Raw genomic sequence first — 12,973 nt, forward strand, 5'->3', positions numbered from 1 at the left:
AAACTACAGTTTCAGTCGTATAAAACTACTCTTACTCACTGATATCTTATCTGAAAATAGGCAATGTAAAACTTATAAGTAATCGTTTTATCAACTTTAAGAAGGTAAGCAAACAATGAAAAAGAACATTATATTAGGACTCTCACTCGTAATGAGTCTCACCGCAAATGCCCAACAAACACTCACGCTTCAGCAAGTTAAGGAGCGTGCTGTGGCACATAATATCAGTATGAGAACGGCTGATAATGCTATTCTCCAAGCTCGCGAACAGAAGAAGGAAGCCTTTATGAACTACTTTCCGCAGGTAAATGCTGTTGGCTTAGGGCTCAAGTCTACAACGGATATGATGAAGACTGAGGTTAAAGTATCAGAACTCTTACCTTCGTCTATCGCATCAGCATTACCAAGTAGTATGGCTTCAATGATACCCTCTACTATTCCTTTCTCAGCAGTTAACAAAGGACTCATCGCTGGTGTGTCTGCTATTCAACCAGTATTTGCTGGTGGACAGATTGTTAATGGTAACAAACTGGCTAAAATAGGGGTTGATGTTGCTGAATTGCAAAAGCACGTATCTGCCAATACAGTGGAACTTACAGCCGAGCAATACTACTGGCAAATCATCTCACTAAAGGAGAAACAGAAAACAATCAATGCGGTGAGCGACATGCTAAAAAACCTTGAGAAAGATGCAGATGCAGCTGTGAAAGCTGGCGTGGGGATGCGTAATGACCTCCTACAGGTGCAGTTGAAGGAGAATGAACTTGAGAGTAACAAACTGAAACTCGAGAATGGTTTGAAGCTCGCACGTATGGTCTTGGCACAATACATCGGTGCGGAAGGTGAGATAGATGTGACTGCGACGATAGACCCCTCAGTACTTCCACCCTATCCTACAATGAAGGTTGACCACAAGGCTGCCGTTGCAACAACATCTGAATATCAGTTGTTAGAGAAGAACGTTGAGGCTACAACGTTACAACGCAAGATGGAAGAAGGCAAACGACTACCAACAGTTGGAGTGGGTGTAGGGTATAACTACTATAACTTAGGGAGTGGAATGAAGAATAACTTCGGGGCTGTCTTCGCTACAGTGTCTATCCCTATCTCTCAATGGTGGAGCGGTTCACATGCTATCAAACCTAAGAAGTTAGCAGAAGAGAATGCTCGCCAGCAATTATCCGACAACTCACAACTGCTCGCTATCCGTATGCAGAAGAACTGGAACGATGTTGATGATACTTATAAACAGTTAGTCTTAGCAAAGAAGAGTATCGAACAGAGTGAGGAGAACCTTCGACTCAATCGTAACTTCTATCATGCTGGCACGGTGACAATGAACGACCTATTGGATGCACAACAGAAATATCAGCAATGTCACGATAAGTACACTGAGGCATACGCAACACTACAAACTAAGATTGTGGAGTACGAACAAAGCATTGGAAAGTAAACAGAGGAAGGGGATGTGTCTATTGATTGACACATCCCCTTCCTCATTTACTCCTTTGTTCCTTTATGTTTATTGCAAAGAGAAAATCTTCCAAATGCTATAGTTCACACCATTGTCATAAACATCTTCGCCTTCATGTTGCTTTAACTTCTTCACTACACGAATAGTGATAGGCAAAGCTATTACCTCGTAAAGCGTCTTTAAGACCACCTGCCAGAGCATTAGTTTTGGCAATTCAGGAGTTGGAACAACGCCACCCAACGCCAAAGGGAAGAAGATGAGAGAGTCAAGACTCTCACCAGCAATGGTACTCAAGATGGCACGCCATGAGAAATGACGACCTCCATCACGTAGTTTCATCTTACTCATGACGTAGGCATTAGCAAATGAACCCACGATGAAAGCTATGAAAGAAGCCGCTGCCACACGTGGAGCAAGACCAAAGATAGCATGGAAACCCGCTTCATTCGTCCAATAAGAGGCACCAGGTATCCAGTCACATAACGCTCCCATTGCCACAAAAAAGAAGTTCATCGCAAAACCCGTCCATATCAACAGACGTGCCTTCTGAAAGCCCCAAACCTCACAGACACAATCGTTGATGATGTAAGAGATTGGGAAGACGATGAGTCCACCTGTCAATGAGATACCTAACACAGAGATTTGCTTTGTCTCGAGGATGTTTGCCGCAATAAGGCAAACACAAAAGAGGATACTGAAAAGCATAAACAGCACACTCACTTGTTGTTTACTTTTTGTCATTGTCTTGTTTTGTTAAAGGGGGTTGATCAAGTACCCCTATTTAATTAAGTGGCTACAAAGGTACACATTTTTATCCAAATAGCCTTAACTTCTGTGGAAAAAGAAAAGTGTATTAAAACACTGAACTACAAGAACAGACGCTCTGCCTGCCGATAGAATCAGTATTCTAACACACTTAAATTATACAATATAAGTTTAGACGTAGCTAAAACTATATTACTTATTTAGCTTAATCTTCCCAAGGAGTGAATGCAATTTCGCCCCATTCGTTTTCTTTCGCTTCAAAACCATCTACTCCACCTGTTTCACCTCTGTCACCAGGTTTAGGATTAGTTGGCTCTACTGGTACACCACTATGGTTACCAAAATGATTGTCAAGAATGTCACCATTAACATTCAGCACTACCTTCTCACTCTGAGGAGCTATATATATCTTCTTCATAATTGTACTCCCTTCTTACTTAATTACAACCTTCTTACCATTCACGATATAGACACCACGAGTTGGGTTCTCTACATGACGACCCTGTAAGTCATAGTAAACGCCATCCTCTGTGCTATGCCTTGAGTTTTCGATAGTCTCAATACCAGTTGTACCACCGTCCTCGAACTCTAAGACAAAGCCCTTAGCTTGTGCCTCAGCATTGGTAAGTACAAGGAAAGCCTTGTTACCTGGGATTGTTGTCACAGTATTATTCAGTTTATAGAAACCAATTGGGTTTCTGCTATCAGCGGTGTTGATATTGAAAGCACGGATATTATCACGTGTTACATTGCGTTCTGCTCCAGTACCATCCTTTACGGTCAAGCCATTGATAGCCTCTCCAAAGAATGTTCCGCAAAGACGGTTATTGCTTGTCTCAGGTTTTTCATCACCTGTAGGTAACAACTGATTATCAGCAGGATTTGTTGAGTTACACTCCAATACGACAGCAGTCTGAGCTGGAACGATATCGCCTTGTTGAGCAAGTTTCTTCACTTTTGCGAAATAATAACCCTCTGCATTCTTAGCATTAACACCCTCTATAGTATAAGCAACTACGTCACCTTTAATCTCAAATGGGAAGTCTACATAGAGTGTAGTATAATATTTACCATCTCTACCTTTCATATTAGTAGAAGGCTTTACACCAAAGTAATTTGTGTCGTCAACCTTTTCAAGAATCCACATAGCAGCATCTCCAGTTACAGGAAGCTCTGGACCATACCACTGATCAGTGGTATTATTATTTACAAAGTCAAACTTTGGTGCAGCTCCATCATATTCATTATGAGATGTACCTGTTGGATTTGCTGGATCATATGCCTTATTAGCAACTGTAATCTTCTTCAGTCCACCAGACATTAGATAGTAAGTCTGTCCTTGATTAATACGATCAGCATTAATATATCGCTTAACAACGTTTGCTATATCAGTACCTGCGTATGGGCTACTTTCTATCTTTGCCAATGCAAGTTTCAAGACCTCATCCCATACTTTATCTGGGTTATTTGCTTCTAAAGCATTGTACAAACCCATTGATACACCTTTCACTGCTGTCTTAACAGAAGGACCAAAAAGTAGCCCCAAGGCTCCTGTTGTATAATTTTTATAGAAAGAACAAACTGGCTCCATTGATGGAACTGTCGCAAAAGCATAGTAAGCAGTACGTCCATCAGATGTGGTAACAGGCTTCATATGCATCTCCAAATCCCACTGTCCAATAACCTCTGAATTAATAGCCGTATAAGCTAATTCGCCCTTTAACACTCCAAGCTTTGTCTTTAACTTATTCTCCAAAGCTTTCTTTACTTGGTCAATGGCAGGGTTCAAATAAGCATTAATCACATCAACACCCTGTGAACGTAGTGTTGTTACATCAAGCCAATCAGCATTAGTTCTGCTTGTAGCCGTCTTGAGGTGAATAACTGTACCAGGCAATGTGGTTGCATCAGCCTTAGTGGCATTAGGCTGCGCCGCAATCTTACCAGTTACAAAAACATACTGCTTGCCATCGGTACGCTGACGAGCATTTACAATACGATAATAACCATCATTTGGTTTTGTTACAGCAGCTGGTCCTTGAGCTGACGCAGCTACAGAAAAGAATCCTAACACAAATATCAGGACTGAATGTAAATGTTTAACCATAAAGTTTATATTATATAAGAGTTTTTTAGCTGATAAGTCCATCCTCTCTAATTCAGCCATGCAAAAATAACACTTTATGCAAAAAATAATACAAAAAAGTATGTATTATTAATAAATATTCAACATAACATAACCTTCATACCTCGTATTTTTAATATCTTTGCAATACTTTTATAGACAGAACTTTTTAATACAGATATTAACGACCTATATTTATATTTACAAAAAATTCACTTATTATAACCATATGAAAGCATCATTAAACTCGCACTCATGGCATATTCAACATTCCAAATTATATGTAAAAAGGTCGTAAACGCATAAAAAAACATAATTTACCATTGTGATAAGCAGAAATTCATTACTTTTGTAGCCTTATCAAAAGAATGATTAACATGAAGAAGATTATTTTAATGACAGCGTTGGCTACAACTGTTTTCACTGCAAATGCGCAGGACATCAAGCCATACGAAGAGAAAATGTCTCAGATAGAGACACAGTATAAATCACTTGAGGCAGCCTATCAGGCTTTCGGCAAGAAAGACCCTACAACCTTCACAGAGGCAGATAAAGCTAAGTTAAACGAAATCATGGTGAAAGCCGACTCGCTTTACAATGTACAGAAGAATACTGCTTTAGAGATTGCAAGGAAGTTTAAAGATACAAAGTTCCCAGCAAAATACGTTGCTAAAATCATGTATGACCTTGAGTTTGATGAACTAAAAGAACTTTGCGATCCTAACACAGGCTACTACAATGAGGCAGAAATGACAAAGCCAAAGCAGTTATTCGAGTCTTACAAGTTGCGTCAGCCAGGTTCTATGTATAAAGACCTCACAATGCAAGACCTCAATGGTAAGCAGGTAAAGCTTAGCGATTGGGTTGGTAAAGGCAAGTATGTATTGGTAGATTTCTGGGCAAGTTGGTGTGGTCCATGCCGTGCAGAAATGCCAAACGTTGTAGCAGCTTACAAGCGTTTTAAGGACAAAGGTCTGGAGATTATTGGCATCAGTTTCGACAACAAGAAACTGCAATGGTCAGCTGCCGTTGAGAAATTAGGTATGACTTGGCCTCAGATGTCAGACCTCAAGGGCTGGGAGTCGAGTGCAGCAGCTGTCTATGGTATCCGCAGTATTCCTTCTAACATCCTCGTCGACCCACAGGGTAAGATTGTAGCAATGGACCTCCGTGAGAACAGATTGCAGGAAGTATTGGCTGAGAAGTTGAAATAAGAGAAAAGTAATGGTGTGAAAAACAAAAGCCTAAAAGTATAAAAGCTTTTGTAAACTCACTCGAGGAAGTGGCAAGTTTGTGCCGGACACTCCGAAATTTCACATCATATAGACATAAAAGAAGAGTCATATCTAACTCTAATCATGAGTTCAGATATGACTCTTTTTCTTGAATTAAGTATATTGTACTCCAATAAGTCTTTTCTACATAATGCTTATACAGCGCTTTACTAATAAGAAGTTGACTCCACCATAACAATCTTTTGCCTGACAATTAACGCTAAACACTATCCGTGTTAACCATTAGCACAACACGTGCTGAGCATCAACACAACACGTGCTGTGCATCAACACATCCGAAAAAGATGGGTAGTTACTGATAAGTCAATAGTATCTTGTTTCTTTGCTTTAGCTCAAAAGCAACCTTCTAAGCTAAAGCAAAGGAATAAATTATAGTAAGGAATAGATATAACCTACAAACACAGCCGTAAGCACAGCTCCCTCCCATCGTTCAATCTTATACTTCGTAAACGAGAAAAGCCATACAAGCATGATTGAGATAACCAGTATAGAAAGGTCTATATAAGTAATACCTTTCAATGTCATTGGGGTTATCATACCCGTAATACCAAGGATAGCAAGAATGTTAAACACATTAGAACCAAGTGCATTTCCTATTGCAATACCGCTATTCCCTTTACGAGCTGAAACAACACTTGTAGCCAATTCCGGAAGAGAAGTTCCTCCTGCCACGATTGTTAAACCTATCACAGCCTCTGACACACCAAGATTTGTTGCAACAGCCGTAGCCCCTTCTACAAACAAGTTACTACCTCCTATCAAACAAAGTAGCCCGACAAGAATCCATACAACAGACAACCAAGTTGCCATCGGCTTCTTTCCTTCACCCTCTATAGCCTCTTCAGCATCCGCTCCTTGCTTCTTAGCACCTTTAAGTGTCATATACATAAATATGAGGAACATCGCAAAGAGAATACCTGCATCAATCCTACTAATATTCCCGTCAAGGCACATTATCAATAGCAAAGCTGATGCTACAAGCGCAAAAGGAATATCCTTTCTTACTGTTGTCTCCATAATCGTCATCGGTGCCACCAATGCCGACACACCAACTATAAGTAAAGCATTAAAGATGTTCGAGCCAACAATATTACCTACAGCCAAGTCTGACGTTCCCTTCAAGGCAGAAATAAAACTTACACAGAACTCAGGCATACTTGTACCCATTGCAACAATTGTCAATCCTATCACTATCTGCGGCATCTTCATCTTCTCAGCTACAGCCACAGCACCATCTGTCAAGCGGTCAGCACCCCATAGAACGAGGGCTACACCCACGACAATAAATAAAATGTTCAGTAACATTAATTCTTAAAATATAGAATAAATAAAATACACTTAAGGGATAGAACGCTTACTTCAACATCTTCCTACGATCCAGAATCTTGATTGTTCGTCCATGAATCTCTATCGCCCCCTCTTTCTCAAAGTCAGATAGAACACGAAGCAATGAGAACTTCTGAATGCCAAACGAGTCTGCTATCTCCTGACGTGAACGCTCCAAATGTACCTCATTGCTGCCCTGCTCTCCTGCACGTTCCATCAAAAGATAAGCCACCTTCTCACGTACAGTAAACAGACTGAGCACCTTCATCTTCTGCGTCAAGAACACATCAATATTTGAGAGAATACGAATATAGTTCATACGAAGCGTCTCATCCAAATCTATTAGACGCTTCAACTCCTCTGGACGCATGCGAAATAGCTGTACTTTACCATCTGTTTCGACACTGACAGGTAGACTCCTGTCCTTAGAAAAGATAAAAGCAGGAGCTACCATATTGCCACTGTGCAACCGACTCACCTCTACCTGTTTGCCCGATAAAGCTGCCATACGACAGATAAGCTTACCACTTACAACAATATCAACATACTTGCAAGGCATACCCGCTAAGGCATATACCTCATGTGAAGGCAGAGATACAAGTTGATAACTAATATTTCCTAATGTTAGGTCTATTTCAATCTCACTCATTCCTGCAAAAAGTGGACAGGAACGGAGTGCTTTCATTACATTATTTTCCATGGTCACAAAGTTACGAAGATTCTCTTGATTACTACAAATTTAACTCGATTTAACTCAACTTGGACACATATGTTACCCTACTTTCTCCTCGATTATATATAAATTTGCACACAAATAAAACGAACAAGATAAAATAAAGATAACAATGACACAAACATTTTCTCAAAGCACTATCCCTTTTAAAGCATGGGACCTCGACCTACTTGTAGACTATGTACTGAAGTTTCATCATCGTTACATTCGCAAGCAGGGTGAGGAACTTGCTATCAGACTAAACTCACTTGCAGCTAATCATCCTGAACTCGACCGTGTAATAGATCACTTCCGCAACAGTGTTGCCGACCTCGACCTCCACTGTCAGAAGGAAGAGAATATTCTCTTTCCATACATTATCGACATTTTCAATGCAGCTGAGTATGGTCAAGAGCATGCTCCTTTCCATTGTGGTACAATCCAGCATCCTATCAATGCAATGATGGCTGACCACAACGACGAGATAGAACGTCATGAGCGGATAGCAGAACTAACAAATGATTACACAGCTCCTGAGGGTGCTGAGCCAGAATATGTGAAGGCACTTGCAGACCTTCGTCAGTTCCGTGATAACCTCCTCGAACATATCTTCGTAGAAAACGAGATAATGTTCCCACGGGCATTAATGATGGAATAAGATAATGAAAATCAAACGTGCTTACGCGCCGGTTGAAGAAACCGACGGTTATCGAATCCTCGTTGACCGATTATGGCCGCGAGGCATCAGTAAAGAAAAGGCACAAATCGACCTTTGGTTGAAATCTGTTGCGCCAAGTAATGAACTGCGTAAGTGGTTCGGTCATGACCCCGACCGGTTTGCAGAGTTCTCTGAACGATATCGTGCAGAGTTAACTGCAAGTGGAGCCTTAGACGAACTGCGTGCTGTCCTCAAGGAACATCCTACCGCTACCCTACTCTTTGCGGCACATGATGAGGAACATAACAACGCAGTCGTATTGCAACATCTGCTTGAAACGGAATAATCCTTTATCCTTTTAAAACAGGAGTAGCAAAAGAAACAAAGTGAAAAAGCAAAACAAAAGGGGACAGACATCGACGTCTGTCTCCTTTCTTGTTGCTCTTTTCTGATACACACACTCAAGGTATCAGAAGCTGATTCCTTAACGCTTTAAGGTGAAAGACTTTACGCCTTTATCGGTGTTAAGCTTCAAGACAAATACCTTTGGCTGAACACCAGACAAGTCAATACGTTGCTGATAACCGCCTTGCTGCAAGAGACTACCGTCTGTTGAGAAAAGCTGATACGTCTGATACTTACCGTTAATGGTCAGTTCTGAACCGCTAACAATTGGTAACAGTGCATCATCATCACCACCAGCAACATTGCTGATACCTGCTGTGATAGGTTGCGCAAGCAACTTCACGATGATAGGTTCTGCCCCACGTGTCTGGACAAGCAGTGCAGCAGCATGCGTCTTTGAGTCATTACTTTTGAAGCCAACGGCAATCGAACCACCTTCAAGTGGCAACTTCTCATGTGAAAGTTTGAAATACTTCTTCTGAGCAGAAGGTGCCAAGGTGATTGTTACAGGTGCCGTTGTACGATCACTATATATATTAAGTGGCTGAGGTGTCATCTCTTGTCCCGGACGGAATACAAACTGAATGAAGTCATTGTCAACACTCAGTTCAGGAAGGTCAGTACGTCCGAAGGTTACATCATCAATCATAAAGTTCAGGGAAGTAGCATTACCCCCCACAGGACTATAGTAAGAAAAAGCCACATGGAACTTATCATCTATTGCAAGTCCTTCTACCTTAGAAAGGTCTATACGATAATCAAACCACATATCAGGCTCCAACTTAACCCCTACTGGGACATATTGAGATATATCTAAGAAGTAAGGTGTAGCCTTACCATCCTTCTCTGTGATGATATAAAAGCCGAACAGTTCTTCGCCGTTAGTAGTCTGATTACGATACATCAAACTGAATGTTAAATCCTTACTTTGTGCATTCTTATAAGATAGGGTTGGAGAAATAAGCCAGCTTTCATGCTCACGTCTATCCTCAACACCATATTTCAAGAAAGAAATCTGTGCTACTTCATTCTCTACAACCGACTGATCAGCATTCTTCTGTTGCCATGCATAGAATGGACGTTCACCACATATAGTGAGGTTCTGCCAATCCTTCAAGCCGAGAATACGTGTATGGCGTAAGTCTGAGAAAGTTTCGTTAAGGACAGCTAAAGGTTTGCTATCCGCATCCTTCAGCATTGCTTCTTCAATCTTATCGAATGCTTCCCGTTCATCTACAGTATTTGGACTGATAGTAACACGCTGAACTTCTACACTCTCTGAAGATACAAAGCGTACGAGGGTAGGACGATGCGTACCCACAACATATTTACCATCTGCATCGCCTACTGTAAGTGATTTCCAGTGACCACCACCATCAATAGAATATTCGACAGTACACTTTGCAGCACTACTTACTGGAGATAGCTGAAGTGTATTAACTCCATTGGCAACCAATTCATCATAGTAGAGTGTATCCTTTGCTGCCAACGTAACATTACTTTTACTATTCCACTTTCCATTAAGTTTCCAATAACCTAAGTCAAACTTATGATAACCCTTCCACGCATCACCAGTAAAGCGACTGTCCATCACACGATTATCCGTGAAATTCTCAACTAAATCAGCTGAAGTAGCTGCTTCAGAAACACCCTTAAGTTTGATAACCAACGTATCTGCCAAGACACTTGAAACCCTCAACTCTGCCTCATAGACTCCTGCTTTACGTGGTGCGAAGGTCACCTTTACAGGACGATGATAGAGCTTACCAGAACTTGTCGCATAGTAATACTGTCCCACATCAATGCGGAAAGGAGAACTTGCATCATGCTTCAGAGCAAGGTTAACATTCGTAATAACATCCTTTATATCAAAATCAAGTAACTGTTCGTCAGTCTTGTTAGGTGCTGCACTCATCTCACGAACCTGTCCCGACTTAAGTTTTATCGTTGGAGTAGTACCTGCTTTCTTAAAATAACCAGTCAAATTGAGTGAACCACTGTTTTCTGTATCAGCACCAGAGAAGCGGAGTTTATAGGTATTACTACCCACATAAACGCCTGCTACCTGTGGCGTAATTGTCAGATTAGCTTTAATAGTACTATTCTTTGGTAATTTCTCAACATCTAACTTCATTACAGAAGAAGACTTAGTACCCCCGAAGTTTGGTGTCTGATCAGCACTAAGGTGCATTCCCTGTAAGGCGATTGGGAAGGTTGTAGGTTGTCCGACCTCACCCATCATCGTACGATACTGTGGAAGAATGGCTACAAGCGGAGTCTTATCCTTGTCTGACAAACGTAATACACTGAAGTCGTCCATGCGTACCAGACTTCCTGGAGCTACCAAAAGAGCAAACTCTAACTTCGCTGCACCAGCTGGACAAACCGTACGGAACTTCAAATCACCATACGCTTTCATACGTCCAAAGTAGATATCAGGATTATTAATAAAGTCTTTTTCGGTAGAAACGAGTTCGTTACCAGCAGTATCCAACCAACGCAAAGCAAGGCGGAATGGACCTTCCCTGCGCTTGCTCTCTATCGTACTATAATGTACAAGACATTCTAACTCATCGCCTTGCACTACCTCCTTTCCCGCACGATTAAGGTCAATCACCTGCTTAAGGTATCCCTCCACATTAGCAGTAGTCTCAATACCAACACCGAAACCAGTATCACTACTGTATCGATCACCAGCCTTCAATTGAGTAACAGTTCCTGCAGTAACCCAATGCATAGGCTTACCATTATCAAATGAATAGAAAAAAGGATCATCTAACAACTCTACCGTTGCCTTCTCAGTAGCCTGATCCAAAGGTATAACTACTTGAGGTGCTTCATTCTGAGCGTACGCTGTATTTGTAAAACCAGCTAAACAAAGGCTTACAAACAGCTTTGCAAATAAGTAAAAATTCTTCATTGACATCTAAATTTTGATTAACATACCGCAAATATAAAAAATATAGACATAAAAAGCAAGTTAAATTACATTTTATTTCATTTTAAGTATATAAAGATTTCATATCAAACTAAAAAGTGTATAATATCCCATTAATTATAAGTAAACGGTGGTTTTATTAAGCTTATCAGCCCTATAAGCCCAACATGGCTTATAGGTCAAATTGTCAGAAAGAACAGACAAAATGTCATAAAGGCTCTAATGGTATGCTCCTTGCATAATAGTCAGTACAAAACATTAACAAACAAATTAAAGTAAAGGAGATAAAATTATGTATAGAAATTCATGGTTACCAGAGGTTTTCAATGATTTTTTGAACACTACAAATATGCCTAAGGCAAATCCAACAGCACCAGCTATCAACGTACTGGAGTCTGAAAAAGATTATATCGTAGAACTTGCAGCACCAGGTCTGAGCAAGGAGGACTTCGATGTGAATATCAACAGCGATGGCGACTTGACCATCAAGATGGAAAAGAAAGCCGAGGAGAGCGAGCAAAAGGCTCATTACCTCCGTCGCGAGTTCGCATATAGCAAGTATGAGCAGACACTGATTCTACCTGATGATGTTCAGAAGGAAAGTATTGCTGCACGTGTTGCAAATGGTGTACTCACCATTACCTTGCCTAAGATTAAGGTTGAAGAGCAGAAGGTTGCACGCCAGATTACAGTGGGCTAAACGCTCCACTACTCCCTGATGAAAGGTTTTTGTTCTGACGCTATAAGCTGAAGAACCTTGATAAAATGGATTAGTTATTGGTGAATATGCCCCTAAACAGAATATGTTTGGGGGCTTTTTTGATTCTTCCGATAACTGTTTATTCCCTTACCATCCAATGTATGTAAATTATTTTCATGCAACTCAAAACAAAAACATGCTCTTTTGGCTTCTAAAAGACGCTTAATTGACTTGCAAAAGGTGCCCTTTTAAGGTCCAACTAACGCCCTTTTGAAGTCCTATTAAGCACCTTTTACTTTACGGCTTTGTAACCAATTGATTTCCTGTTAGTTACAAACTTGCTTTTCACACGTGTTTTGTCCTTATTTATAGCTGTTTTATTCGAAATTATGTAATGATTTTTCAAGTCCTCATCTACAACTTTGATGGCTTAAAACAAAAAGGGTTTCTGTGTCGAAGGGTAATAATAAAATAGGTGGTTTGACCGTCTTAACTATATTTCTGTTTTATCCTTAACTTTTGTTCTTTCGCTAAAGCTATATGAAAAACACCTATACTCACCCTTAAAACAAGAA

At 40.5% G+C, this 12,973-nt stretch carries 11 protein-coding genes; 5 read left to right on the forward strand and 6 right to left on the reverse strand.

All coding sequences use genetic code 11. The features are described from left to right. Positions 1 to 115 precede the first annotated feature (115 nt). The gene (locus FIU21_RS09455; RefSeq protein ID WP_036886823.1) at positions 116 to 1,453 is read left to right on the forward strand and encodes a TolC family protein; all 1,338 of its coding nucleotides are present in this window, start codon (positions 116 to 118) and stop codon (positions 1,451 to 1,453) included. A gap of 69 nt (positions 1,454 to 1,522) precedes the next feature. On the opposite strand, the gene FIU21_RS09460 is transcribed toward FIU21_RS09455, so the two are convergent. The 3 genes from FIU21_RS09460 to FIU21_RS09470 all read right to left on the reverse strand — a co-directional run bounded on the left by FIU21_RS09460 (position 1,523) and on the right by FIU21_RS09470 (position 4,346). Continuing rightward, the gene (locus tag FIU21_RS09460) at positions 1,523 to 2,215 is read right to left on the reverse strand and encodes a queuosine precursor transporter (RefSeq protein WP_004361316.1); all 693 of its coding nucleotides are present in this window, start codon (positions 2,213 to 2,215) and stop codon (positions 1,523 to 1,525) included. A gap of 229 nt (positions 2,216 to 2,444) precedes the next feature. Next, positions 2,445 to 2,657, reverse strand: coding sequence for a hypothetical protein (locus FIU21_RS09465; protein ID WP_004361317.1), 213 nt, complete (start codon positions 2,655 to 2,657; stop codon positions 2,445 to 2,447). A 15-nt stretch (positions 2,658 to 2,672) separates the two neighbouring features. Then, positions 2,673 to 4,346 carry a hypothetical protein gene (locus FIU21_RS09470; protein WP_036886846.1) on the reverse strand — a complete coding sequence of 558 codons (1,674 nt, stop codon included), beginning with the start codon at positions 4,344 to 4,346 and terminating at the stop codon, positions 2,673 to 2,675. 395 nt (positions 4,347 to 4,741) lie between these two features. On the opposite strand from FIU21_RS09470, the gene FIU21_RS09475 reads away from it, so the two are divergent. After that, the gene (locus FIU21_RS09475; protein ID WP_036886849.1) at positions 4,742 to 5,578 is read left to right on the forward strand and encodes a peroxiredoxin family protein; all 837 of its coding nucleotides are present in this window, start codon (positions 4,742 to 4,744) and stop codon (positions 5,576 to 5,578) included. Between the two features lie 450 nt (positions 5,579 to 6,028). Here the strand turns inward: FIU21_RS09475 and FIU21_RS09480 are convergent, their stop codons facing one another. Both FIU21_RS09480 and FIU21_RS09485 read right to left on the reverse strand, forming a co-directional pair. Then, positions 6,029 to 6,964 carry a calcium/sodium antiporter gene (locus FIU21_RS09480; protein WP_004361320.1) on the reverse strand — a complete coding sequence of 312 codons (936 nt, stop codon included), beginning with the start codon at positions 6,962 to 6,964 and terminating at the stop codon, positions 6,029 to 6,031. A gap of 49 nt (positions 6,965 to 7,013) precedes the next feature. Beyond that, on the reverse strand, positions 7,014 to 7,685 hold the full coding sequence (locus tag FIU21_RS09485) for a Crp/Fnr family transcriptional regulator (RefSeq protein ID WP_217269415.1): 672 nt from the start codon (positions 7,683 to 7,685) through the stop codon (positions 7,014 to 7,016). A gap of 145 nt (positions 7,686 to 7,830) precedes the next feature. Here FIU21_RS09485 and FIU21_RS09490 point away from each other — a divergent pair, with 145 nt between their 5' ends. Both FIU21_RS09490 and FIU21_RS09495 read left to right on the forward strand, forming a co-directional pair. After that, positions 7,831 to 8,355, forward strand: a complete 525-nt coding sequence (locus FIU21_RS09490) for a hemerythrin domain-containing protein (protein ID WP_004361322.1) — start codon at positions 7,831 to 7,833, stop codon at positions 8,353 to 8,355. 4 nt (positions 8,356 to 8,359) lie between these two features. Next, positions 8,360 to 8,701 (forward strand): DUF488 domain-containing protein, encoded by a 342-nt coding sequence (locus tag FIU21_RS09495; RefSeq protein ID WP_004361323.1) that lies wholly within the window; start codon positions 8,360 to 8,362, stop codon positions 8,699 to 8,701. Positions 8,702 to 8,839: 138 nt separating this feature from the next. Here the strand turns inward: FIU21_RS09495 and FIU21_RS09500 are convergent, their stop codons facing one another. Further along, positions 8,840 to 11,680, reverse strand: a complete 2,841-nt coding sequence (locus tag FIU21_RS09500; RefSeq protein ID WP_036886825.1) for a choice-of-anchor J domain-containing protein — start codon at positions 11,678 to 11,680, stop codon at positions 8,840 to 8,842. A gap of 310 nt (positions 11,681 to 11,990) precedes the next feature. Here FIU21_RS09500 and FIU21_RS09505 point away from each other — a divergent pair, with 310 nt between their 5' ends. Then, complete coding sequence (locus FIU21_RS09505; RefSeq protein WP_004361325.1) at positions 11,991 to 12,398, forward strand: Hsp20/alpha crystallin family protein; 408 nt, start codon at positions 11,991 to 11,993, stop codon at positions 12,396 to 12,398. Positions 12,399 to 12,973 lie beyond the last annotated feature (575 nt).

Origin of the sequence: Prevotella melaninogenica, assembly GCF_013267595.1 — a bacterium.
GTDB classification, from domain to species: domain Bacteria; phylum Bacteroidota; class Bacteroidia; order Bacteroidales; family Bacteroidaceae; genus Prevotella; species Prevotella melaninogenica_D.